24 protein-coding genes are annotated in these 23,692 nt (G+C 44.3%); 10 read left to right on the top strand and 14 right to left on the bottom strand.

What is annotated here, in order from left to right; genetic code table 11:
* Window position 1 precedes the first annotated feature (1 nt).
* Window positions 2-643: a TetR/AcrR family transcriptional regulator gene (locus R3D00_17610; protein MEZ4775005.1), complete on the bottom strand. Its 642-nt coding sequence runs from the start codon at window positions 641-643 to the stop codon at window positions 2-4.
* 115 nt (window positions 644-758) lie between these two features.
* Window positions 759-1,349, bottom strand: coding sequence for a TetR/AcrR family transcriptional regulator (locus R3D00_17605; GenBank protein ID MEZ4775004.1), 591 nt, complete (start codon window positions 1,347-1,349; stop codon window positions 759-761).
* Between the two features lie 329 nt (window positions 1,350-1,678).
* Here R3D00_17605 and ychF point away from each other — a divergent pair, with 329 nt between their 5' ends.
* The 4 genes from ychF (at window position 1,679) to R3D00_17585 (ending at window position 4,624) form a co-directional block, all read left to right on the top strand.
* Window positions 1,679-2,776, top strand: coding sequence for a redox-regulated ATPase YchF (gene ychF / locus R3D00_17600; protein ID MEZ4775003.1), 1,098 nt, complete (start codon window positions 1,679-1,681; stop codon window positions 2,774-2,776).
* Between the two features lie 56 nt (window positions 2,777-2,832).
* A complete protein-coding gene (locus R3D00_17595) occupies window positions 2,833-3,153 on the top strand; it encodes a rhodanese-like domain-containing protein (GenBank protein MEZ4775002.1) in 321 nt (106 codons plus the stop codon).
* Window positions 3,153-3,569: a thioesterase family protein gene (locus R3D00_17590; protein ID MEZ4775001.1), complete on the top strand. Its 417-nt coding sequence runs from the start codon at window positions 3,153-3,155 to the stop codon at window positions 3,567-3,569. The genes R3D00_17595 and R3D00_17590 overlap by 1 nt, the downstream gene beginning before the upstream one ends.
* A 65-nt stretch (window positions 3,570-3,634) precedes the next feature.
* Window positions 3,635-4,624 (top strand): YihY/virulence factor BrkB family protein, encoded by a 990-nt coding sequence (locus R3D00_17585; GenBank protein ID MEZ4775000.1) that lies wholly within the window; start codon window positions 3,635-3,637, stop codon window positions 4,622-4,624.
* 19 nt (window positions 4,625-4,643) lie between these two features.
* Here R3D00_17585 and R3D00_17580 read toward each other — a convergent pair whose 3' ends face one another.
* The 6 genes from R3D00_17580 to R3D00_17555 form a co-directional block, all read right to left on the bottom strand.
* Entirely contained in the window at window positions 4,644-5,288 is a 645-nt protein-coding gene (locus R3D00_17580) for a phosphoadenylyl-sulfate reductase (protein ID MEZ4774999.1), read from the bottom strand.
* A 109-nt stretch (window positions 5,289-5,397) separates the two neighbouring features.
* Window positions 5,398-6,579 carry a molybdopterin-synthase adenylyltransferase MoeB gene (gene moeB, locus R3D00_17575; GenBank protein ID MEZ4774998.1) on the bottom strand — a complete coding sequence of 394 codons (1,182 nt, stop codon included), beginning with the start codon at window positions 6,577-6,579 and terminating at the stop codon, window positions 5,398-5,400.
* A 20-nt stretch (window positions 6,580-6,599) separates the two neighbouring features.
* Window positions 6,600-6,878: a MoaD/ThiS family protein gene (locus R3D00_17570; GenBank protein ID MEZ4774997.1), complete on the bottom strand. Its 279-nt coding sequence runs from the start codon at window positions 6,876-6,878 to the stop codon at window positions 6,600-6,602.
* A 75-nt stretch (window positions 6,879-6,953) separates the two neighbouring features.
* On the bottom strand, window positions 6,954-7,418 hold the full coding sequence (locus tag R3D00_17565) for a M67 family metallopeptidase (protein MEZ4774996.1): 465 nt from the start codon (window positions 7,416-7,418) through the stop codon (window positions 6,954-6,956).
* 1 nt (window position 7,419) lies between these two features.
* Window positions 7,420-8,355, bottom strand: a complete 936-nt coding sequence (locus R3D00_17560; GenBank protein ID MEZ4774995.1) for a cysteine synthase family protein — start codon at window positions 8,353-8,355, stop codon at window positions 7,420-7,422.
* Window positions 8,356-8,530: 175 nt separating this feature from the next.
* Window positions 8,531-10,114 (bottom strand): hypothetical protein, encoded by a 1,584-nt coding sequence (locus tag R3D00_17555; GenBank protein ID MEZ4774994.1) that lies wholly within the window; start codon window positions 10,112-10,114, stop codon window positions 8,531-8,533.
* Window positions 10,115-10,340: 226 nt separating this feature from the next.
* On the opposite strand from R3D00_17555, the gene R3D00_17550 reads away from it, so the two are divergent.
* On the top strand, window positions 10,341-11,024 hold the full coding sequence (locus R3D00_17550) for a hypothetical protein (protein ID MEZ4774993.1): 684 nt from the start codon (window positions 10,341-10,343) through the stop codon (window positions 11,022-11,024).
* A gap of 2 nt (window positions 11,025-11,026) precedes the next feature.
* Here the strand turns inward: R3D00_17550 and R3D00_17545 are convergent, their stop codons facing one another.
* From R3D00_17545 to R3D00_17535, 3 genes are all read right to left on the bottom strand, one after another.
* Complete coding sequence (locus R3D00_17545) at window positions 11,027-12,706, bottom strand: AMP-binding protein (protein MEZ4774992.1); 1,680 nt, start codon at window positions 12,704-12,706, stop codon at window positions 11,027-11,029.
* A 106-nt stretch (window positions 12,707-12,812) separates the two neighbouring features.
* Window positions 12,813-13,247 (bottom strand): hypothetical protein, encoded by a 435-nt coding sequence (locus tag R3D00_17540; GenBank protein ID MEZ4774991.1) that lies wholly within the window; start codon window positions 13,245-13,247, stop codon window positions 12,813-12,815.
* A gap of 416 nt (window positions 13,248-13,663) precedes the next feature.
* The gene (locus tag R3D00_17535) at window positions 13,664-14,398 is read right to left on the bottom strand and encodes a LexA family transcriptional regulator (protein MEZ4774990.1); all 735 of its coding nucleotides are present in this window, start codon (window positions 14,396-14,398) and stop codon (window positions 13,664-13,666) included.
* Between the two features lie 290 nt (window positions 14,399-14,688).
* On the opposite strand from R3D00_17535, the gene R3D00_17530 reads away from it, so the two are divergent.
* From R3D00_17530 to R3D00_17520, 3 genes are all read left to right on the top strand, one after another.
* Window positions 14,689-15,075 (top strand): Hpt domain-containing protein, encoded by a 387-nt coding sequence (locus tag R3D00_17530; GenBank protein MEZ4774989.1) that lies wholly within the window; start codon window positions 14,689-14,691, stop codon window positions 15,073-15,075.
* Window positions 15,076-15,080: 5 nt separating this feature from the next.
* Window positions 15,081-15,488 (top strand): T9SS type A sorting domain-containing protein, encoded by a 408-nt coding sequence (locus R3D00_17525; protein MEZ4774988.1) that lies wholly within the window; start codon window positions 15,081-15,083, stop codon window positions 15,486-15,488.
* Between the two features lie 252 nt (window positions 15,489-15,740).
* Window positions 15,741-16,154 carry an energy transducer TonB gene (locus tag R3D00_17520; protein ID MEZ4774987.1) on the top strand — a complete coding sequence of 138 codons (414 nt, stop codon included), beginning with the start codon at window positions 15,741-15,743 and terminating at the stop codon, window positions 16,152-16,154.
* 265 nt (window positions 16,155-16,419) lie between these two features.
* Here R3D00_17520 and R3D00_17515 read toward each other — a convergent pair whose 3' ends face one another.
* Window positions 16,420-17,139, bottom strand: coding sequence for a lytic transglycosylase domain-containing protein (locus R3D00_17515; GenBank protein ID MEZ4774986.1), 720 nt, complete (start codon window positions 17,137-17,139; stop codon window positions 16,420-16,422).
* Between the two features lie 237 nt (window positions 17,140-17,376).
* Here R3D00_17515 and R3D00_17510 point away from each other — a divergent pair, with 237 nt between their 5' ends.
* Entirely contained in the window at window positions 17,377-18,504 is a 1,128-nt protein-coding gene (locus R3D00_17510; GenBank protein ID MEZ4774985.1) for a glycoside hydrolase family 18 protein, read from the top strand.
* Between the two features lie 3 nt (window positions 18,505-18,507).
* Here the strand turns inward: R3D00_17510 and R3D00_17505 are convergent, their stop codons facing one another.
* The gene (locus R3D00_17505) at window positions 18,508-19,857 is read right to left on the bottom strand and encodes a Mur ligase family protein (protein ID MEZ4774984.1); all 1,350 of its coding nucleotides are present in this window, start codon (window positions 19,855-19,857) and stop codon (window positions 18,508-18,510) included.
* A 131-nt stretch (window positions 19,858-19,988) separates the two neighbouring features.
* On the opposite strand from R3D00_17505, the gene R3D00_17500 reads away from it, so the two are divergent.
* On the top strand, window positions 19,989-22,166 hold the full coding sequence (locus R3D00_17500; GenBank protein ID MEZ4774983.1) for a bifunctional alpha,alpha-trehalose-phosphate synthase (UDP-forming)/trehalose-phosphatase: 2,178 nt from the start codon (window positions 19,989-19,991) through the stop codon (window positions 22,164-22,166).
* Here the strand turns inward: R3D00_17500 and R3D00_17495 are convergent.
* The gene (locus R3D00_17495) at window positions 22,161-23,606 is read right to left on the bottom strand and encodes a hypothetical protein (GenBank protein MEZ4774982.1); all 1,446 of its coding nucleotides are present in this window, start codon (window positions 23,604-23,606) and stop codon (window positions 22,161-22,163) included. The genes R3D00_17500 and R3D00_17495 overlap by 6 nt on opposite strands.
* Between the last annotated feature and the right edge of the window lie 86 nt (window positions 23,607-23,692).

Here is a 23,692-nt window from a genome sequence, read left to right as displayed (position 1 = left end):
ATTATTGATTGGTAAGTGGTGAATTCGGTTGATCAGGACTATCACTTTTGGAAGATTGGCGGAGAAATGCCCGGCCTTTATCAGTTACAATGCCATTCATAAACACTTCCAGCATCTGTATCTGAAGTTCCATGAAGTCAAATTTTCCCGGAGGGAAATACTGCGGATCCAGACAAGCATCAATCTGTGAAAGGCGCATTCTGGCAACCATTTCGACGTTGATTTCCTGGCGGTAATAACCTTCTGAAATGCCCCAGACCAGGTTTTCTTTCAGTTTGTCAAGCACAAAACTGATTTTGTATTCTTCAAACAGTGCCCATGCCTGAGGGTAATATTTTTGAATATCATATACGACACTCGGGTGAACGTTTTGGAAAAACCGGAGCGACCAATTGACGACCTTTGACAGCTCATCGAGGGCGTTGTGCGCTTTTTCAGATATTTCTTCCATCATCATTTTTTCCTGACGGAAGTACTCTGTGCTGATTTCGTAAACGAGCGCAGCTTTATTGGCAAAGGAGAGATAGATGGTTTTTTTAGAAATACCGAGGTCGGCAGCGATCTCGTCCATGGAGATGCTTTTTACGCCTTTTTGCAGAAATAATTGTGTGGCCCGCGCCAGAATTCTATCCCGGATTTCCATGTAGCCTGAATTTTGGGCTGCAAAACTATGGAAACTCTGAGTGTATTCAAAGTTTCCAACCTAAAAACGAGGCTAGCTTGAAAAGGTTTTTGAAAATCGGGAAAAAATTGGCGGGTCAGGAGATACTTTTGGAAAAACGCTGGACTGCGCTGAGCATATATTTCCGCATACGGTTGTCCATGCCTTTAATTTGGCCACACATGACGAGGGTAATATGTCCGTGGACAATGGCCCACCAATGGAAAAACAGTTCGTCGAGTTCACCGGAGAAGAGATTAATTTCCTTCAGGATTTCGACAACGGGAGCGGCTGCATCTTTCAGCGCATTAGGGTTGGTATGAGAGCAGTATATACCTTCGAGGTTAAACATTACCTGGTAAAGTTCCGCATTATAGAAAGCCCAGTCCCAAAACGCTGTTGAGACATCTTCCAGTTGGACAGAGGGCAAAGCGGAGCGGGTGCGGGCCTGTAGAAGCGTATTTCTCAGGTCGCGGAAGCCCATTTCTTCCAGTTCGATGAGGATCGCTTCTTTGTTTTTGAAATGTTCGTAGATAACCGGAGAGGTATATTGGACGATTTCCCCGATTTTACGGATCGAAACTTCTGGCCAGCCTTTTTTGACTGCGAGGTCCCGGGCAGCCTGAAGGACTTTCCCTTTGAGCGATTCGATATCTTTGAGCCGTCTTTCTTTATGTGGTAATGTCATGTGATTTTTTCTAACGATGTTATGAAGGTAATAGATTCACCCTTGATTTGCAAGGGAATAGGGACGGGGAGAGGGAAAAAAAGAAAAATATTTTCGGCAATCATGGGCATTTTCAATTCTGCAGCAAAATTGCAGTCCGTGAAGAAAATTAAAATATGTAATATTTTGTAACAGTGTTAGAGGGGAAATTTAGCCGAACCTGTTCTGTCAAAACAGCAATTGCGCGAAAGGGTGGGGGAGAAGCACAAATGGCGGCATCTTGTTGGTTCGCTGAATGAATCTTCTTACTTTTGCACCGCAAATATTAATCTTAAGCGGAAAAAGCCATTATGGGATTCAAATGTGGGATTGTGGGACTACCTAATGTGGGAAAATCCACGCTTTTTAACTCTCTCTCCAGCGCGAAAGCAGAAGCTGCCAACTATCCGTTCTGTACCATCGAACCAAATATCGGGATCATTCCCGTTCCGGACGACCGCCTCACAAAACTAACCGAGTTTGTGAAACCCAAACAGGTGGTACCAGCCGTAGTTCAAATCATGGATATCGCGGGGCTTGTCAAAGGCGCCAGCAAAGGGGAGGGGCTTGGCAATCAGTTTCTGGGAAATATCCGCGAGTGCGAGGCAATTCTTCACGTGCTCCGCTGTTTTGATGACGACAATATTATCCATGTCGAAGCTTCCGTTGACCCCGTCCGCGACAAGGATATTATCGATACAGAACTTCAGTTTAAGGATCTTGAACTCCTTGAGCGCAAGCGGGATCGGGCACAAAAAATGACTAAAGGCGGAAACAAAGACGCACTCAAGCAAGTGGCCGCCATTGATAAATATATTGCCCATATCGTACAGGGAAAAAATGCGCGTACGCTGGAAGTTACTCCTGAAGAAAAAGCTACAGTAGCGGACCTGGGCCTGATTACTGACAAAAAAGTCTTATATGTCTGTAATGTGGATGAGAAAAGTTTGCCCGATGGAAACCGCCACGTAGAAGCAGTAAAAGCCGCTATTCAGGATGAAAATGCAGAGATGATTGTTATTTCGGCATTTTTTGAAGAACAATTGATGGACCTGGGCGACCCTGAAATTGCAAGGGAATTTCTCGAATCCGCTGGGTTAAAAGAGCCAGGACTCAACGTCCTGATTCGCGCTGCCTACCATCTTCTGGATCTCCAGACCTATTTCACCGCAGGTGAAAAAGAGGTGCGCGCCTGGACCATAGAAAGAGGAACGAAAGCCCCTCAGGCCGCCGGAGTGATACATACAGATTTTGAACGCGGATTTATCCGTGCTGAGGTGATCCATTATGATGATTTTGTTCATTATAAATCAGAGCAAGCGGTGAAGGAAGCCGGCAAACTCTCCATCGAAGGCAAAGAATATGTATTCCAGGACGGAGATGTTGTTCATTTCCGGTTTAATGTTTAATCTGTATTTTTGCTTATACCAATAATCACAACCTTTACTTTATTAATCAAACAGCTATGGACATCTCGGTCAAAGAATTGAAAAACAGAATCGACGCAGGCACTGCACCTGTGATGATTGATGTAAGAGAGCCTCACGAATGGGCTCAGCAGGCACTTGACAACGTCGAAAAAATTTCGCTGGGTATCCTTCAATTTAAACTTCCCGAACTGGAATACCTGAAAGATAAAGAAGTCGTATTAATTTGCCGCTCTGGCGGTCGAAGTGGCCGGGCAACTACCTATATGCAAAGCGTGGGCTTCCAGAATGTGCGCAACATGACCGGTGGTATGCTGGCGTGGAAAGCAGAGATTGATCCGACGTTTGACGTGGAATAATGATTGTTCACGATACGTATGTAAGGGTAAGATATGCCGAGACAGACCAGATGGGTTATGTCTATTATGGGAAATATGCGGAGTATTTCGAGGTAGGCAGGGTAGAGACCATTCGCAGTTTGGGCATATCTTATCGTACAATTGAAGAAAAGGGCATTCTTATGCCCGTGGCTGATCTTCAGATCAAATACAAAAATCCGGCATTTTACGATAGCCTCCTGCGGGTGCGTACTACCGTTCCCGAAATTCCCCGTGCAAGTTTTCTTACCCGCTACGAGATTCACGATGAAAATGAAAAATTAATCGTAACCGGAGAAGTAAGACTTGCGTTTTTTGACAAAAGCCGGATGATGCCCGTCCGGGTTCCCGATTTTATTCTCGCAGCAGTCAAAAATCATTGGATCGAATCTGAATGACAGGATTTGCAGATTCGTCGCCATACTTGTAAATTGCAACTACAGAAAACCAGACAGTCTTGGTGTTGAAACATATTAAGTGGTTTATTCGGCGCCTGATGGTAAAAGCCGTACTTCTCCTGCAGAAGATCAAACTCCCGGGATTCCAGGGGATGGGGCTTTATGATGTGTTGAAATTTTTTATCAATGGACTGATGGACAGTAAGTTTACCTTGCTCGCTGCGGCAATGGCTTACCAGTTTTTCTTTTCATTTTTCCCCACGCTGATTCTGGTTTTTATCATTTTGCCCAAATTTCCGATCGATAATCTGGAGAGCAAAGTTGCCGAATTTATTCGCCAGTATTTGCCGGAACAGGGGATCAGTGTTGTAGATGTAGAAACCATTGCGGAAAATTATCTTACCGGAGAAGCAGACTTCTTACTCATCGGTGTGAGTATTTTTCTTGCCGTCTGGGGTGCGACGCGTGGTATTATTGCCATGATGAAAGCCTTTACCAAAAATGAGGACGTATTTAAAAAACGAGGCTTTTTTGAAATGTACGGAACAGCCCTTATGATATTTTTTATCCTCGGAGCTGTGATTATTTTTTCTGTGTTGGCTGAAATTTTTATGGAATATATTCAGCTAAGGCTTTATGTAGGAGAGTTTTTATATGGGGCAATCCGGTCAATTATCACCTTACTTACTACATTCATTTGTATATCTATTCTGTATTATCTTGCACCGCCAACCCAACAGCGGTGGAAATTTATCTCTCCCGGAGCTGTCATTGCCGGGGTGCTGACGGTAACAGCATTAATTGGCCTCCGATATTATTTTGCCAATTTTGCCAATTTCAATAAGTTATACGGAAGTTTGGGGGCAATTATCCTTTTGATGGTGTGGTTCTACTACCTATCGATGGTTTTGTTAATTGGCTTCGAATTGAATGCGGCTATTGACCTGGCGACCTACCACAATGAAAAAAGTAAAAAGCCCATAGAAGAAATGCCTGAAAACACTCCGGAGATTGTCGCAATAGGCAAATCTTCAGAAAGTGATTCCAGGCATTAATGAAGGAGTGCGTTAATGGTTACAGATGGAGCCCACACTCTGTTTTGTTGAAACCTGCCCATCGACCAGCGCGGCCGGCACCAGGGCGGGTGCAGTGGGTACATCCAATGGACGCGTAACCTCTTGCTTCAAGGGGGTGTTCGGGAAGATCATAGGCCATACGGTAGTAATGCGCTTCCTCTTCAGTCATATCAATCAATGGATAAAACCGTAGAATTCCCCCTTTAAATTGAAACAGCGGTTGATTTCGTCGCGTCTCGCTTGCGCCAACCATACCCGAAACCCATACATCATGGGCAGCGGTTAAAGCTTCCACCGGCATAACTTTGTTGAGATAACAACAAGTGTCCGGTTCATGGCTCCAGGTATAGTCCATTTGTGTGTATGCGTTTTCATTGGACTTGGGTGCCACCGCACGGATATCAAGGTTCAGCATGCGCTCGAGTTGCTGCTTATAACCAATCGTTTCCTCGAAGTGGTACTTTGTGTCAATGAAATAAACCGGGTGATCCGGACGCACCTTATGGAGTAAATGTAAAAAAGTGGCTGATGTCGCCCCGAAAGACGATGTCACCAGCACCCTGTCGAAGTCACGGAAAATAGCACGCATGCGTTCCCGATGATCATATGGTGAGTATTGCTCACACAGGGTTTTTAGATCCATAATAACTGCTATTTGGATTTGTGAATATTCAAAGAACCGCCCCAAATATTGCAAAATTTTCGCTATTGAACAATATTATTCAGGGACTTATTATACAACTACCTATTTATCAATAGGTAGGGAGTGCCGGATTGATCTCTTTGGCATAGGCCAGTACGCCGCCTTTCAGATTGTATAGATTCGTAAACCCATATTTTTCCTCCAGCATACGAATAACCTTTGCACTTCTTACTCCGCTCCGGCAATGGATCACTACTGGTTTTTCACTATGAATTTGTTCCAGGTGGTCCTCGATCTCACCCTGGGGGATAAGCTCCCCGTCAATATTAACGATCTCATATTCATGTGGCTCCCGTACATCGATCAGTTGGAAATCCGTTCCCTCTATTCGGTACCGGTTCAATTCTGCTACCGTAATTTCTTTCACTTCGCCATTTTCTTCATGCTCCTGCTCAATCTGTGGTGCGCCGCAAAATTGTACATAATCAATTAATTCTGTCTGTGTAGGGTTTTTGCCGGTCAATGGGTTGTTTTCGTCTTTATGAATACGCAAAATCCGGTTAGAAAAATTTAGCGCATCAAACAAAAACAATCTGCCCGCCAGCGGTTCGCCCACACCGGAGACAACCTTGATTACTTCCAATGCCTGCATCGAACCTATGATTCCAGGCAAAACGCCAATAACACCGCCTTCGGCGCAGCTTGGTACCAACCCCGGAGGGGGTGGGGTAGGGAAGAGGTCGCGATAATTGGGACCTGTAACGCCTGATGAATCGGTATAGTTAAACACAGAAACCTGACCTTCAAACTGAAAAATCGAACCATACACATTTACTTTTCCCAGCAATACGCAGGCATCATTGACGAGATAGCGGGTGGCAAAGTTGTCTGTGCCGTCGGCTACCACGTCGTAGTCCCTGATAATATCAAGCGCATTCTCTGATGTGAGCAATGTGTTGTAGGTCTTGACCGTAATATGCGGATTCAGGCTTTCTATCCTTCTTTTTGCTTCATCCACTTTGAGTTTCCCCACCGAGTCAAGACCATATAATACCTGCCGCTGCAGGTTACTATCGTCCACTCGGTCATAATCTACAATGCCAATTGTGCCCACACCAGCAGCAGCCAGATACTGAAGAATCGGACTTCCCAGGCCGCCTCCGCCTACTACCAGCACTTTTCCGGCTTTCAGTTTCCGCTGCCCGGCGATATTAAACTCCGGAATGATGAGGTGCCGGCTATATCGCTCTATTTCTGCGTGTGAGAAAGTTACTTCATTCGTTTTTGTCATGGGATACTTACGTTTTGGGGTTATACCATGCCACCGGCAATGGCAGGAATAATGCTGATGACAGAGGATTCAATAACAGGAGTTGATGAGCCATCCAATACTTTGATGTCTTCGTCTCCCAAATAGATTCTGATAAATTTCCGGATATCTCCACTTTCGTCGAGCAGGTGTTTTTTCAAATCCGGATGTTTTTCTGCCAACTCATTGATCGTGCCGCCAATGGTGGTATTCGAAACCTGTATGGCAGACTGGTTGTTGGCAAATTTGCGCAAAGGGGTTGGAATGAGAATTTTAGCCATGATATTTGAATTTGGTTCTTGTTAATAGATTAAAATTAGTGTTTTCTTCAGCGAAGGGATGTCTGGCAGATTACCTTATGTGGCTTTTTCCGTATCGAAATGGATTTTTTCCTCTCCAAATTTTCCCGAGAGGTCGTCGATTCGCCAGGAGCGTATTTCGGCGGGAACGCCCTCCCTTACAGAGAGAATGATATAGGAAAAATAGGGCATAGCCTGAACGAGATCATGTTCTGAAGGAATCGCCGGATGGTTGGGGTGAGTATGATACACACCCAGTAGATCTAATCCATTCTCCAGGGCAAAACGTTCTGCCTGTATATAATCCAAAGGCGAAATTTCAAACCTTCTGCGCTGATCTCCTTCTTTGCTATTGATAACGGGCTTCAAATGCGTGATTTCCCTGACTTCCAGATCTTTTCCATATAAAAATCCACATATTTCATCTGGAAAACCTGCGCTGCCATGTTCTTTTAATTGATTCAAGGCAGTTGCATTCAGTTGTATTTGGAAGGGAGACGGTACTTCGATCGTATTGCTCATATTATAAAATTTCTTCAATCACTTCCTGATATTTAGAGGCATCATCAGGGAATATGGTAACTACTACGCCATTGTCTATTTCGTTGGCTACTGCTATTGCGCCGGCCAGGTTTGCAGCTGAAGAAGGACTCAGGAGAATGCCTTCAGTTGAAGCAAATTTTTTGATCCATTCATAAGCATCTCCGGTACTTACATGGCGCACTTCATCCTGCACAGAAGGATCATAAATCCCGGGAACACGGGCAGTTTGAAGATCTTTCCATCCTTCGAGCCCATGCAATGCAGTCTCGGGCTGAAGGGCAATGAGGCGGATGCCTGGGTTTATTTCCCGCAGCTTTCGGCCCGTACCGGTAAATGTTCCGGTAGTTCCCAACGCTGCCACAAAATGGGTAACACCGCCATTGGTCTGGTGATAAATCTCTTTTGCGGTCCCGTAATAGTGGGCTTTCCAATTGTTGTCGTTATTGTATTGGTCGGCATAAAAATATTTTTCAGGAAAGCTTTCGGCCAGCTCTCTGGCTTTTTCCTGGGCCCCATCCGTACCTTCCAGAGGAGAAGTCAGGATCAACTCTGCGCCATACGCCCTGAGCAACCTTTTCCGCTCAGGGGAAGCGTTCATCGGAAGACAGATGGTAAGGGGAATGCCCATCCTGGCACAAATGGCCGCATAGGCTATGCCGGTGTTTCCACTGGTCGCATCCAACAGGGTCTTTCCAGATCCAAGCTCTCCGGAGAATACAGCATCTTTAATGATTTCATATGCAGCCCGGGCTTTTACACTTTGTCCCAATTGCTGCCATTCGAGTTTCGCAAAAATGCGAACCCCCGGTTTCAAAAATGCGTGGTTGATCTCCAGTAAAGGCGTGTTTCCAACCAAATCACCGGTCTGATCAAGATTTTCGAGGATATCACCCGGAGGGTTTGTCAGCGTAGTCATATTGAGATTGTTGGTAATGTAAAACAAAAAACTCCAGCCCTAAGGGTGGAGTTGATGAAATTCATTTATAACTGATTCGTATTCTCAGGGAAAAACCTCCACCCCTGTATTATGTAAATCAATACAGCAACAACAATTGCTAATCAGTTGTTTAAGGATGAGTGGATATTTGCTATTATTCATCAATGTTGGAACGATGATTTGAGTATTCTAACGAATTTGTTTCTACAAAGTTTTCATCCTCTCCATTATTTCTTACCAGTTCAAGCAAAACTTCATAAAAGTCGCGCTGGGTCATTCGGGATTTTAGCCAACCATAAAAGCCCATTTCGTGGATATTTTCTCTTGCTACCGGCATAAAATCAAAGGATTCCTGCACCTCCTCGTAAAACTCCGGATAAACCTCAGCGCCCGGATTTGCCGTCATTCGCCTGACAAAAGATAGATATACGCTTACTTTTTGGTATGCCGGGAGTCGCAGCAATTCCTGGAATTTTTTTTCTATCGACCGGATTTTCCCCTTAGCGAGATCATAGTTCCCGAGTTCATATTGTAAAATCATTTCACTCAGATTTTTTTTCAATACCCATTCTTTTCCCATTTTTTTCTCCAGCCATTTGTCTGAATGCTGAATTTCAATTCCTGCTTTCACCGCTCCTGATTTGTCGCCTGCCAGAAATGAGAAATAGCCCATATTCAGCCTGACACTCAGCACGTCTTGTACCTGAAGCCGCAGTTGCGAACGGGTAAGCATATTTTCAAGCAACCGAATGGCATCCTGGACCCGGTAGGTAAATGTGTAGTTTACCGCTTTCAACATGGCGTATCTGGGGTAAAACAAATAGTAATAGCTTTTGTGATTTGCCTCCAGGGCCTCATTCATTTTTTCCAGCCATTCCAGGGATTTATCAAATTTTTTATTGCGGTATAAGACATGGGCAATCATATACAGCAACTCCAGCTTGCAGGCATGATGGGGGCCGGAAAAAAGATCTCTGGATTCCATTTCCATAAAACCTGCAATCACCAATGGCTCAAAATTGTAGTAATCCTGCCTGGCGATGATCATGCTGCGGGTAATCGACATCAGATTCAGAAAAAGCCGGGGGCGATTGTTGACAGCTTCAGACAGCTGATATTTTTCCAGCACTTCCCTGATGGTAAAATCAAAATCAGGCACCATTCCCTTCATTCTGATTTCGGTAAGTTTCCTTTTGATCAGACTGTTGGCGATGGCTGCCTTTTCATCCTCTTCCGCGAATATTTTATTAAGTTCCCGCTTCTGCATAATGTCTTCCAGGGTGTCAGCAAAATCGTCGCCGGCTTTTTCAATCTGAAGATTATAAATGGTGTTGAGCAGGTCAAAATGTTCGTTTTCTCTGGCTAGTTTTTCCGCCTTTCGGATGATATCCCACCCCAGCTTATCCACTCTTTTTTCAAAAAGATATCGAGCCATCGAGATCATTCCCATGACCGAAGAAGCTGTGGAAGGATCTTCGTCCATTTGTTTGAGCATAATAAACTCATTCAAATGTCGCATCAGGCGCTTGCGAACCGCATGGTAGGCAATCTGGTTGGAAGAATCGGGATACAGCTTCTGCAAGATTTCTTCAGATGAAAAATCTTTCTCTTTGCGAAGCAGGTTGAGCAAGTCGAGATCCTTTCTGCTTTTTTTCTTTTTCTGCCTTTGGACAAACAGGCTAAGCTCTTTTTGGTCCTCCGGCGAAAATGTCGAAATAATAGTTTTGAGTTTGTCCATTCCTGTTGTGGGTTTATCTCTTTTACTGAAAACAAGAAAAAGAGTTAGGAATTTTCACCGCTTTCTAAAGTCGGTATTATACTGTCTTAATATATTAATAATCAATGAATAATGAAGTAAAATTTACTTGTGGTAAAATCTGTTTTGGGGAATGTGTCTTCTAACTTTGCTTCTGGCGTTGCGTTTCTCAAGGAGAAGTTTTCAGTACCTCTAATCCACAACAGTCATGCGTAACTTACTCATTTTTATCCTCGTGGCGTTGATAGCCACTTCTTGTGTCACAGTACAGTTTACAGAACCTCAGCCTGCGGGAGAAGCTTCACTTAGTACTTTTCCCGAATCATTTCTGGGGACCTATATCATTACCGAATACCGTGATTCAGAGAAGTCTGAAGCGGATACATTAGTTATTTTTCCGGAAGGTTTTCTGGCTATTTCCCGGGAATCCAGAGAATTGACGCTGGAAGAAGCGGCATCTGATCCAGATATTCGTATTCAGGATTCACTTTTATACAGATTGGATATTAATCCGCAAGCCGGGTATCCATATGTTCGTACTGACAGTTCTATTCGCTATTCATATTGGGAAAGAGAAAAATCATTTTTGTCGGACAGTGTGATTTTGAAAAATTATAAAGGTGAATATTACCTGAACATGCGCGATGAACCCAGCCGCTACAATGTGTTGCTGCTCAAGCAGGAGCGAAATGGAGACCTGGCTGTCTGGATGGTGGATCCGGAAAAAGAAATCGAACATTTGCAGGAATATACCCGTGGCGTAAGGGAGGAATATAACAGCGAGGGAAAAGTAGAAAAGTATATTGTCAGCCCTAAAGCAAAAGAGCTGAACAAATTTGTACAAAACGGAGGGTTTAAATACCTGCTTTATCGCCTTTACCGGGCCGAATAAACCTATTGTTTTGTTTCTTCCATTTCCCGAAGTTCTCTTCTGATAATTTTCCCTACGTTTGATTTGGGGAGTTCATGGATGAAGGCAACATGTTTGGGTATTTTGTAACCGGTGAGGTTTTCCCTGCAAAATGCGACCAGATCTTCTTTTGTGAGGTTCTGGTCTTTTTTCACCACGTAGATTTTCACAGCTTCTGTGGATTTTTCATCAGGTACGCCGATCGCTGCGACTTCCAGTACACCGGGGTGAGAAGCGACGACATCTTCGACCTCGTTGGGGAATACATTAAATCCGGAAACCAAAATCATATCTTTTTTGCGGTCCACGATCCGGAAAAATCCATTTTCATCCATGATACCGATATCACCGGTACGGAACCAGCCGCCCGGGAAAAACACCTGATCAGATTCATCAGGCCGTTGCCAATAACCAGACATAACCTGAGGTCCACGGGCACAGATTTCGCCTCTTTCACCGATCGGGAGCTGTTCGCCAGCTTCATTCATGATGGCCATTTCGGTGTTGGGCATTGGCAGACCGATTGTGCCGATCTGGTCTTTACCATTGGTTGGATTCATGGAGAGAACGGGAGACGTCTCACTGAGCCCATATCCTTCCAGGATAGGTACACCCGTACGGCTTTTCCACCGCTCATTTACAGGTTTTTGTACCGCCATTCCACCGCCTACGGCTAGTTTCAATGAACGAAAATCGACTTTATCGATGTCAGGCTGATTGAGCAATCCGTTGAAAAGGGTATTGACACCGGTAAACAGGGTAAACTTAAACGCACGGAGATCTTTCAGGAAAGACTTCATATCCCTGGGATTGGTGATAAGGACGTTCATTCCTCCCATTCGCAGGATAAAAAGGCAATTGACGGTAAATGCAAAAATGTGATAAAGGGGTAGGGCGGTTATTACGATTTCTTTGCGAAATTCCAGGGAAGATTGAATCCACTCGCAAATCTGAAGTGTATTGGCCACGATATTGCCATGAGAAAGAGCCGCGCCTTTAGAGATACCCGTTGTACCCCCCGTGTATTGAAGAAATCCGACATCATTGAGACTGAGGGAAGGTTTCTGATAAGTTTGGGGATCCCCCTTTTTTATTGCCCGGGAAAAAGAGACAGCCTTCGGCAATTTAAAGGCAGGAACCATTTTCTTTATCCGCTTCACGACAAAGTTGGTCAGTGGTTTTTTGATACCACCAAGCAGGTCGCCAATTTGTGTGACGATAATATGTTTTATCTGCGTATGAGCGACAACTTTTTCCAGGGTATGGGCAAAATTTGCCAGAATAACAATTGCGGTAGCGCCTGAATCTTTTAGCTGATGTTCAAGTTCGCGGGCAGTATAGAGCGGATTGGTATTTACAACGATAAGGCCGGCCCGGATGGCGCCAAAAAGTACCACGGGGTATTGAAGCAGATTGGGCATTTGAATTGCGATACGGTCGCCTTTTTTCAATCCCAACCCCTGTAAGTAAGAGGCAAACCTAAGCGAAAGGGAATCAACTTCTGCAAAAGACAGGGTTTTGCCCATGTTGGTATAGGCTGGCAAATCACTGTATTTTGTCAGGCATTCATTGACCAAATCCATAACAGACGAATACTGGTCTGTGACGTTGATCGATTTGTCTACACCATCAGGATAGTTTTTAAGCCACGGGAAATCTTGCATAGTAGTCCTTTTGGGCTTTAAATTAGCAGGATTTACGCATAAAAAAAATCCTCCAGCCCCAAAAAAATGGGACCGAAGGAAACGCCTTACACCTAACTTATTGAAACTATACTAATGCCTTAATAGAAATATCTCTTAATGAGGGGGTTCGATGGAAGTGTGGGTCATCTAATAGTTCTAATACTTTATTGATTCCTTCAAATCCGCCGGGATCTGTATCATCGTCCAGCGTGGCAACGTAAGAATGATCCAGAATCTGTACCCTGCCCGCGTAGGCTGCTTCAATACCGAGAACCTGAGCGATTGTCAGCCCTGCTCTTCGGATTTCTTCTAATCCCGAAGCAAACCTGCGGGGGTCTGACAACTTCATTTGGTGATCGATGGTTCCTTTGACCGGATGTATCACATCCATCCAGGCGTTACCGCCGATCAGATGGGTGAGTACGCAGTTTCCCGGACTATGGTGTCCAAGGCCGCCGGCGGAAAAAGCCTGCAACAAATTGTTAACAGCATTTTCGGATTGAAAGAATGAGGGTCTCATTAGAGGTTAATTTGGGGTTGTTGAAAGTTTAGCTTGTATTCATTTTTTTTTAAAAGGTACGTAACCGGGTGCGTGTCATTTGTATAGAACCAAATTATAAAAAAATTGCATAGGCCGGAAAAAAACGGCCTGACGAAATATTGATAAACTTTACGAAAGGATGTAAGAAAACGGACAGGCGAGATCCGGCTTTCCATAGGGTAGGGGAGGTTAAAAAATAGAGCGAACAGGGAGGGAAAATAAAAAAAATCAGGAGCCCCCTCTGTGGAAACCCCTGAATCAGTAAAAATGGGAAGAGAATAACGGTAAATGGGTCTGAATGATTTATGGTTGTTTGTTGACTTTTTTACATACTATTCGAAGAAAATCCTACATGCAGGCAAAGCCATATATGTAATAAATCAGCGGTTAACTAACTATTTATCAGAGCATAGCGCAACATAAGCGTAAAATTGCCATACTTCCAGGATGTCTTCATAGGGAAGTTCATAGGGTTCATACCGCGGATTGTCAGAAGTAAGCAGCAAAGATTGCTGGCCTTTTGACTGAGCCGGAAAATATATCCGTTTGAAAAGAATCCCTTCTTTAGAAATAATGATATACCGTTCGCCCTTTTTAAGACTGGATGTATCTTCCACATATTTACCCAGGACGATAGAGCCAGACTGGATTGGCGGCATAGAGTCTCCGGAGATTTCAAAAGCGCGATAGGTATATTCTGGTGGAAGCCAGGGCATATGAAATTTTTCCAGTTGTTTGATAAAACTGGTGTCGGCAAATCCTTTGATATATCCGGCAGAAGCTTTTTCTCTGACAAGTTCAATTTTTTCCTTGTTATCAGAGTCAACGGAGATGGTAAGTACCTTAAAATCTACTTTGGGGTTCATCAAGTCCAGGAAATTCTGTTCGCTGATTTTCCAGAGTTCCTGCCGGGTCATGATCTCATAGGTAACATGAAAATGCGACAGAATAGCCTCAATCATCTCGGGGAGTGGAAAGGCGTTGCCCTGTTCATAAGAGCCAATACTTTTATGCACATTTTTACCACTGTCATCGGAAAGTTTCCCTGCAAGTGCCCATTGAGTAAGTTTAGCTCTTTCGCGCAAAAATTTCAGGTTTTGTCCGAATCTTTGTCTGATGCTATCATCCATTTTACTAAAATTATACACCAAAGCTAATATTTTTGGCAATCATATCCAACTAATCCGGCAATTTATTTTAGCATGGGGGTAGGAGGGAGGAAAAATTGAGGGGATGAGTGTTAGGTTTCTCCGGATTTGTCGTGGTAAAACGTGAAAAATGCCTGTTTTGATCGATTAGGGGACGATTGGGAAAGTAAATCGAATAATCACATTAGGTTATTTATGGATTATTTATTGTTTGGGAAATACGTAATACCAAACTATTCTTGTATTAAAACAAACTCAAACGAAATCTGAGTATGCTGACAACACAAATATCATGGAACTATCTGGATAGCACAGCGCGTGCTACGATAGAAGATCTCATGGATGGTGACGCTGAAATGATCGCCGACCTGGTAGATACATTGATTCTGTCCAGTCCTGAGTTATTGAAAGAAATAGAAAACGGCCTCCAAATAGGAAATGCAAAACAGGTACGGGAAGCCGCACATGCACTCAAGTCCTCAAATGCACAGTTGGGAGCCCTGGGTTTTTCAGAAATGTGTGCAGAAATGGAGTTGAAGGGAAAAATGGAAGATATGGCGAATGCTGATCTGCTATATACAAAAATACTCGAGGAATTTGAGAAGGTAGAGTCAGCTCTTATCTCATGGAAAGAACATCTAATATCAACATCTATATAATTACAATGAAGCAGCTTTTATTTATCGTCGCCACACTAGCATTTCTTACGATCACAGCACCCAATCTTTTGGGGCAAAGCGAAAAAGGTAAAGCCCTGTTGAAAGGTACTTTATCCAGTTCACCTGATCTCGAATTGGTATCCCGGCAACTATATATTTATCCAAATCCGGCAACAGACCATTTTATTGTGAAAGGAGATTTTTCCAAGTATTGCCAGGACGGCGGAGAATGTCTCGATGTATGGGTAATATCCCAGGCCGGTGAAACCATTGTAGAAATGACGACCGGGGTAGAGCAAAATTATCTTTACTTTAATACAGAAGAGTGGCCGGTAGGCTACTACTATATCAGAATACGTAGCAGAGAAAATCCGGAAATCAGTTTCTCGTCAAGATTTTTTGTGGAGAAGTAAATCCTGTAATGGAAATCGGCCGCGTACCAGGAAAATTTCTGGTACGCATTTTTTTTATATCAATTAGTTAACATAATATAAATTATGGGACAAAACAGGCTAAACCAAAACTGGGTACCGCCAAGGGAATTCTTTCCATATTTTCTGCCCATCCTGTAATTCAAAATTCTTTTGCTACAGCAACTTTTTTTACTTGCAATTCGTTTCCTTATTGTTATCTTTATGTTAAGAAATTGTTAACAAAACCAGACGATGCAAAACTACTTCAAAATCTTTTTGGCTTGCGCTGTCCTCCTTGCCGGAGCATTCTCTGCTTTCTCCGCCGGAGGCGCCCCCCTACCCTCCTACAATACCCCCGATTCGCTCAAAAAGGCTTTTGCCAGTACGACCACACCTAAACCTAAAAATCTCGCTCAGGTTAAATCGCTCATCCATTACCCCGAATCTGCCCGCAACAATGGTATACAGGGAGAACTACCCGTTCGTGTCCTCATCGATAAAAAAGGCAGAATTGTCAGTCATGAATACCTCACGGAAAATGCGCGATTCTTTCGCGAAGCAGTTGACCCGCATATTTATAAACTGCGCTTCGAATCCGCTACCTTCCATGGAAAACCTATGAATGCCTGGGTTACCATCTGGTTTGAATTTAAACTTACCGACTAATTGTGACCTTTGGTCTTTGGCCCTGTCATAAGATTAGTTACAACAAACTAATCTTTATATACCATGCTTACACTCGCGATTTTTTTCTTGATTTCTGTTGCCTGGATTGTTTACCTCTCCATCATAACCAAAATTGCCAGCCTGGTAAACCCTGCAACCCGTGCTCATACAAAACCTAAAACGCAACTCACCTATTTTTTTTAATGGTGTTTGCGTGTTTATCTGATAGATAAAAATGGCGGGCCGTATGACCCGCCATTTCTTTTCACTCTACTTCCGGACTTTTCTCATAGGCTTTTGTAAACAATCGCCGCATCCGCTTGTCAATATCACTCACCGTCACAACGCCATCCCGGTTTTCATCCAATCCTTTATTCTGCTGATAGGCCTGTGAAGGGGCGGCATACAAGGCATAACAGTAATCCTCCTCCCCTCTTGCCTTGGGATACAACACGGCCAGATAAAAATCTGTGAGGCTTGCATAGGCGCCATAACGCTCCCTTACCTGGGTAAAATATTGCTCAACATAATCCAGCTGTGTTACCGGATCCATCTCTGCCAGTGATACGCCTCCGGTTTTCAATTCCTTTGCCGTAGCAGGCATAAACTGGATCAATCCCACTGCCCCACTCCCTTTTCGGTTTAGCGCTGAACTGTCAAATCCAGACTCGGAAAAGATGACTGCCATCAGCCATTCGGGTGGAACCTGAAGGTTTCTCGCTGCAAGCCGTACCCTGGTCTCAAATGCTTCCAGGTCTGCAATATACCGCTGCGCTTCTCCCAACAGATACAAACGCTCTGCGGGTGGTTTTTGGCCGGGAAAACGGGGGTTCAGCAAATAATGCGTGCCCATATTACTCATGACTATCAGCAGTGCCAGACCTTTCAACCGAAGGGAACGCAGGTTCAATGCAGGCAGTTGCAGCGTAATCGCTTTTCCAGCTTTTACCGGCTGCTTCCGGATTTGTGTACGGTTTTTCAGCATAGCATTTTGTGTTAAAAGGGTGGAACAATCTTCAGCCAGAGGATACCTCAATTTACGCCGTTCCCTGTTCATTGTTTACCCCCAAAATGCTTGTTTCTGCTTTCCTGCTCAGATTCAGGCACATACGATTTCCACAAGTTTTTCACATGTTTTTACCATGAAGCGCATTTGCACGATTGCTGTACTTTAGGTTTTTTCCTGCGAAAAGATTTATATTCGAAGACTAACTACCTTTTTATGAAAACTATCTACACCCAATTTTTCCTCATCCTGATTTACGGATTTTGCGTTCTGTCTGCCTGCCAACCCCCGGCCTCCGGACCAACTGATGAAGCCGCTGATTCCGGTACAAAAGTGATAGCCTACTACAGTGGCAAACCGATCAATGGCGACGACTATCAGATACAGGCCCTGGATCAGATCATTCACAGCTTTTGTCATCTGTCCGGAAATAAACTTACCATTGACAATGCGGAAGACACAACAGCGATTGAACAGCTGGTTGCGCTTAAATCTTCCCATCCAAAACTGAAAATTTTGCTTTCACTGGGAGGTTGGGGTGGCTGCGAAACCTGCTCAGAGGTGTTTTCGTCGGAGGCCGGGCGAAAAGAATTTTCTCAATCGGTCAAATCGCTGGCACAAGATTTTAATATAGATGGTCTCGACCTGGACTGGGAATATCCGGCCATTTCGGGGTATCCTGACCATCCCTATAAACCGGAAGACAAACACAATTTCACGCTGCTGGTAAAGGAATTGCGGGAAACGCTCGGCGAGGATTTTATTATCAGCTTTGCCGCAGGCGGATTTGAGAAATTTTTAGCGGAATCTGTGGAATGGGACCAGGTGATGCCCCTGGTAAACAACGTAAATCTCATGACCTATGATCTGATCAATGGAAACAGCCCAACGACGGGGCATCATACCGCTTTGTTTTCGACGACGGGGCAGGTTGAATCTACAGACCATGCCGTTCATTATCTGGATTCAATCGGTGTTTCCACGCAAAAGATGGTCATCGGTGCTGCTTTTTATGCCAGGGTATGGGAAAATGTTGCAGACGAAGATCATGGCCTCTATCACCCCGGAAAATTTAAGCAATCTGTCCGGTACAATCGTCTGGATTCTTTTTTTGAGGAAAATCCTGGATTTGTAATCTACTGGGACTCTGTGGCACAAGCTCCCTATGCGTATAATGCGGACAAGCAATTGTTTGCAACTTTCGACGACCTTAGCTCTATTGCTACCAAAACCCGCTACGCACAGGAGCATAAACTGGGGGGAATCATGTTCTGGCAATTGTCAGGGGACAAAAATCAGGGCGGTTTGCTGGAAACCATTCATAATACGCTAACTCAACAATAGCCACTACCCCAGGTCGGCGAGGTTTGTCTCTCCAAAATTGCCTGAAGACATCATCAGGATCACATCATTGCCTGTCACCGCTTGTTTAATGGCCGCCCGGAGTTCATCGGGACTGGTTGCATAGACCAGCGATTTTTCTCCAAAAGCTGCTGTCAGGTCAGAATGTGATATGGCTGGCATGCGTCGTTTTTCAAGCGCATGGGGATTGACATACACGATCTTATGGTCGGCTTTTTTCAGCGTATTTTTATACAGTGGGAGGTAGTTTTTATTGAGGCTGGAAAAAGTATGGAGCTCAACGCAGGCAATAAGATTCTGCCCTTTAAACTTTTCCCTTACAGCTGCTACAGTAGCCTCCACTTTTGCCGGTGCATGCGCATAGTCTTTAATGATAAGCTTTCCCGGCGTATCGGAAACAGTCTCCATCCGGAGTGCTGCCCCTGTGAAGGTGGCAATATGTTTCATGAAATCAGTAATCTCCACACTCAGGAGGTTACATACCTCCCAGGCAGCAGCAATATTGGCCATATTGTGTTTGCCGATCATTTTGACTGCTGCCTTCTCGCCCTCAATTTTGATCTCATATATGCCCTCTCTGACCTTGTAGGAAGGTACCGAAAAAGGATGCGGATACTGGCAGGACTCATCCACGTATTCTTTTACCATGGCAGACAGAAGTTTATCCTCCTGGTTGTAGATAATATCTGCCGCCTTTTCCATAGACTGAAGGAGTCGGGCAAACTGATAGTTATACTCTTTTTCAGTAGGGAAAACATTGATATGATCCCACGAGATACCCGTAATAACTGCAATATGTGGGTGATACAGGAGAAATTTTGGCCGCATATCGAGTTTGGACGCGAGGTATTCATCGCCCTCCATGACGATCAGCGGCGCATCAGGCGTAATCCTTACCGGATTGTCAAAGCCCGGTACTTCGGCCCCGACCATATAGTCAAACTTTCGCCCCACTCCCCGCAACACATGCATAATCATAGAGGTAACCGTAGTTTTACCATAACTTCCGGCAACAACAATGCGGTGTTTGTTGAGCGACTGCTGATAGATAAATTCGGGGAAAGAGACAATATTTAACCCCAGTGCTTTGGCACGATTAAGTTCAGGGTTATCGTCAAACGCATGCATCCCAAGCACTACTGCATCAATATCTTCCGTGATTCTGTCCGGATCCCAGCCTTCCTTTTCAGGAAGAAGGCCGGCGTTTTTCAACTTTGTATAGGCAGGGTCATAGATCTGATCATCGGACCCACTCACCTGATATCCGGTCTGAGCCAGTGAAATAGCCAGACTATGCATAATGCTTCCTCCCAGTGCAATGAAGTGAACTCTCATTAATTGTATCGGTAGAAAATTGCTTTCGCAAAAGTAATCATATTTCAAATAATCGCAATTAGAAACGAATCTGTAACAAATCGCGGATTTAGTTGCAACTTTGCTATGATAGCCGGTAATTTGTTTTACATATGTCGCGAATTATCATTGTTTCCAACCGCTTGCCTGTAACCATTGACCGTAAACAGGGTGAATTGATTTATCATCCCAGTGCCGGCGGACTGGCTACCGGATTGAAATCGCTGGACAGTCCTTCAAAAAGAATATGGGTTGGCTGGCCGGGTAATCCTGTAGAGGACGAACTGGAAAGAGAATCCATCTCCTACCAGTTTTACCGTGATGGCATGGTGCCGGTATTTCTCAGTCAGCAGGAAGTCGAAGATTTCTATGAGGGCTTCAGTAATAAAACGATATGGCCGCACTTCCACTATTTTACCCAGTATACGGTTTACCGGGACGAATACTGGAATGCGTATAAGTCTGTCAACCAGCATTTTGCAAATGTTGTAGCCGCTACGATTGAAAAAGACGATACGGTCTGGATTCACGATTACCAACTGATGCTGGTCCCGGGCATGCTTCGCAAAGAGTTTCCGGATTTGTCGATTGGTTTTTTTCTCCATATTCCGTTCCCTTCATATGAAATTTTTCGTACCCTGCCCTGGCGGGAAGAACTACTCGAAGGCATAGCCGGTGCAGACCAGATTGGCTTTCATACTTTTGGCTATATGCGGCACTTTCTCAGCGCGGCGTATCGCATTACCGGCTATGAGCACAGTTTTGGTAAGCTGATGGTTGACAACCGCATCGCCAATGTCGATGTATTCCCAATGGGGATTGATTATGAAAAATATGCACATCCCGACCAGGAGGAAGCAGTTTCGGAAGAAGTGCGGTATATACGTGAGTACAGCCAAAAGCAGAAGTTGATTCTCTCGATAGACCGCCTGGATTATTCGAAAGGAATCCCGCAAAGGATCAAAGCCTACGAGCTGTTTCTCAAAAGAAATAAAAAATATCACGGCAAGGTCTCACTGGTGCTGATTGTGGTACCCTCCCGCTCCAATGTTGCGCAATACAAGTCTCTGAAAGTGGAAATTGACGAATTGGTCGGGCGGATCAACGGATCTTATGGTACATTTAACTGGATTCCTATCCGGTACTATTACCGATCTTTCCCTTTCAATAGTCTTATCGCCCTCTACCGGTCTTCCCATATAGCACTGATAACACCTCTCCGGGACGGGATGAATCTGGTTGCAAAAGAATTTGTCGCAACCAAAGAGGATAGCAAAAGAGGCGTACTCATCTTAAGTGAAATGGCAGGTGCTTCCTCCGAATTGTCTGATGCCCTGATTATTAATCCCAACGACATCAATGACATTGAAAGGGCGCTCACTACAGCGATGGAAATGAGTGAGGAAGAACAGGCAAGGACACTGACCGAAATGCAGCGACGCTTGTCCCAGTATAACATCAAACACTGGGCAAATAACTTTATTCAACAACTTACCGAAGTGAAAAAACTCCAGAAAGACCGCCAGACCAAGCTTCTAAATGAGGGTAGTCTTGAAAAACTGATTCACGATTTTCAGTCCGCATCCTCCCGATTGTTGTTGCTCGACTATGACGGCACACTGGTTGGTTTTAAAAATGAGCCTTCGGCAGCTTCTCCTGATGAACATTTGCTTGAAACGCTCCGGCTGCTAAAAAATCAGAAAGATACCTACGTGGTCATCATTAGCGGGCGGGACCGGCATACATTGAAGGAATGGTTTGGAGATGCAGGAATTGAAATAGTCTCTGAGCATGGGGTATGGCTTTGGCGGAATAATGACTGGCAGCTCAATGAAAATGTCATCGACACCTGGAAACCTGCCGTCATGCCTTTGCTGGAAAATCTGGTACAGCGGACGCCCGGTTCGTTTATCGAAGAAAAAGACTATACGCTTGCCTGGCATTATCGGCGAATTGATAATGAATTGGGGGCAAACAGGGTGCGGGAGATTCGGGATGAACTGATCTACCTTACCGCAAACCACGATCTTCAGGTTTTGGAAGGAAATAAAGTGGTAGAGATTAGAAATGCAGGGGTAAACAAAGGGAAAGCCGCTTCTATCTGGCTCAACCGCAAGAAGTGGGACTTTATTCTTGCCATCGGAGATGACCATACTGACGAGGATACCTTCAATGCAGTACCCAAACACGCTTATACAGTCAAAGTTGGGCTGGCACAAACGCAGGCAAAATTTAAGCTTCGCTCCGTGGAAGAAGCACGTGAATTGCTGACCAAACTGTCTTCCCTATAATTTTTCAGTTTGCTGCCTGAGCCAACTGGCATTGGGAATGTTTCCCGCAGCTTTGATATTGGCTAATAATTCGCTTCTCCGAAGCTCAAATTCCTCCACCATCAGCCGGGGTTTCATTCTTCGTATTCTGGCTACCTTACTGACCATGAGCAATAAGTTCAGATGTCCTTCATAATGAAAGCTGGAAATCCTTCTGTTTCGCTTCAAAAATGCCTTAAACGCTAATATGTGGTATTTGAGCGAATCGTCGTCCTGCATCTCAAAAAATACTTTCAGCAATACAGACTTTGCCCCTAAATGGTAATACACATCGGAGAAGTCAACCTGCTGCAGGAGTTTCATCGCCTCCCGATACTGTCCTTTTTCATAGTAAAATACACTCAGATTGTAATTGTAAGCGTTTTCCCTGGATTCATGCGGGAGTTTGTCTTTGTATGTTTCCAAAAATTCTGTCACCCAGTCAAACGCCTTCATCCGGAGTCCGACAGTGGTGATGTTTTTATAATGCTCGGGGGCAAGAAATCCACTTTCCAACAAAATCCCTTCTGCCAAAAGCTGCTGGTAAAGCATAAAAAGCTCGTGAAGGTACTGAGGATTGCCGCGGTTGATCTGTTTGATACAGTAATTCTGCGCAAAAGCATACATCGTATAGGCTTCTGACGCAGGTAGTTTGCCGGCATATCGGCGCAATCCTTCTGCCAGATTTTGATAATACACCTGATTTTCTGGCTCTGTAAGGGTAAGGTAAATCTGAAAATATATCGCGATAAAGGGAATATTCAGATAGGGGCTGTTTCCATGGAGCAGATAGCTGTGGATTTCCCGGGACATTTCTGACTTATATTCTGTTTTGATGATATTGCTCCGGTTGAGCATTTCACAGGTGGTCCGGAGCTTTACAGATAGAAAGTATATATCCAAATGGGTGAGTTGATCCTGCAAGAGTTGGTTGGCCCCCCGGTTTTGAAACTGCCCGGAGAAAGCCTCTGCCTGCTGTTCAATACGATGGAGGTGGAGATAGTCATCGGTAAATGGGGTTTCCGTTAGCAATTGGTCTTCTGCTTTTTGGTAAACCCGGTAAAAGTGTTTGGGTAAATTTTTGTTTCGAAGTGTTGTGAGCAGGCAGGTAAATTTTCCGCCGGGATCGTCCTCAAATGCCATCTGGGCAAAAAAGTCTTCAAGCAGCCTGAGCAGCAACGAAAGGTGGTCGTGCACCTGCTGCTCATTTACCGGGGCAGTTTTTCCATACAACACTTTGAACAAAATCTCATGAGTAAGTTTTTTTTCCGGAAAATGGGGATAGAGTTTGTGCAGATATGCCGCCAGCTTCACAAGTTTTTCATTGCGGTTGAAATAGGGTGACTCTACATAGGTGAGAAACTGCCGGATTTCCGTGGCAGTCAGGGGTAAAAGCATTTTGATTAACCTTCGCTGAGACATTGTTAAACAATTATTTTACAGAATAAACCATTGATTGTGGGTATTTGTTTTTGAATATGAGCGATTTATAAAAATATTCTTTTTGC

Source organism: Bacteroidia bacterium (genome assembly GCA_041391665.1).
In the GTDB taxonomy this organism is placed as follows: domain Bacteria; phylum Bacteroidota; class Bacteroidia; order J057; family J057; genus JAGQVA01.
Note: the sequence above shows the minus strand (reverse complement) of the source record. Positions and strands in the feature narration are given on the sequence as shown.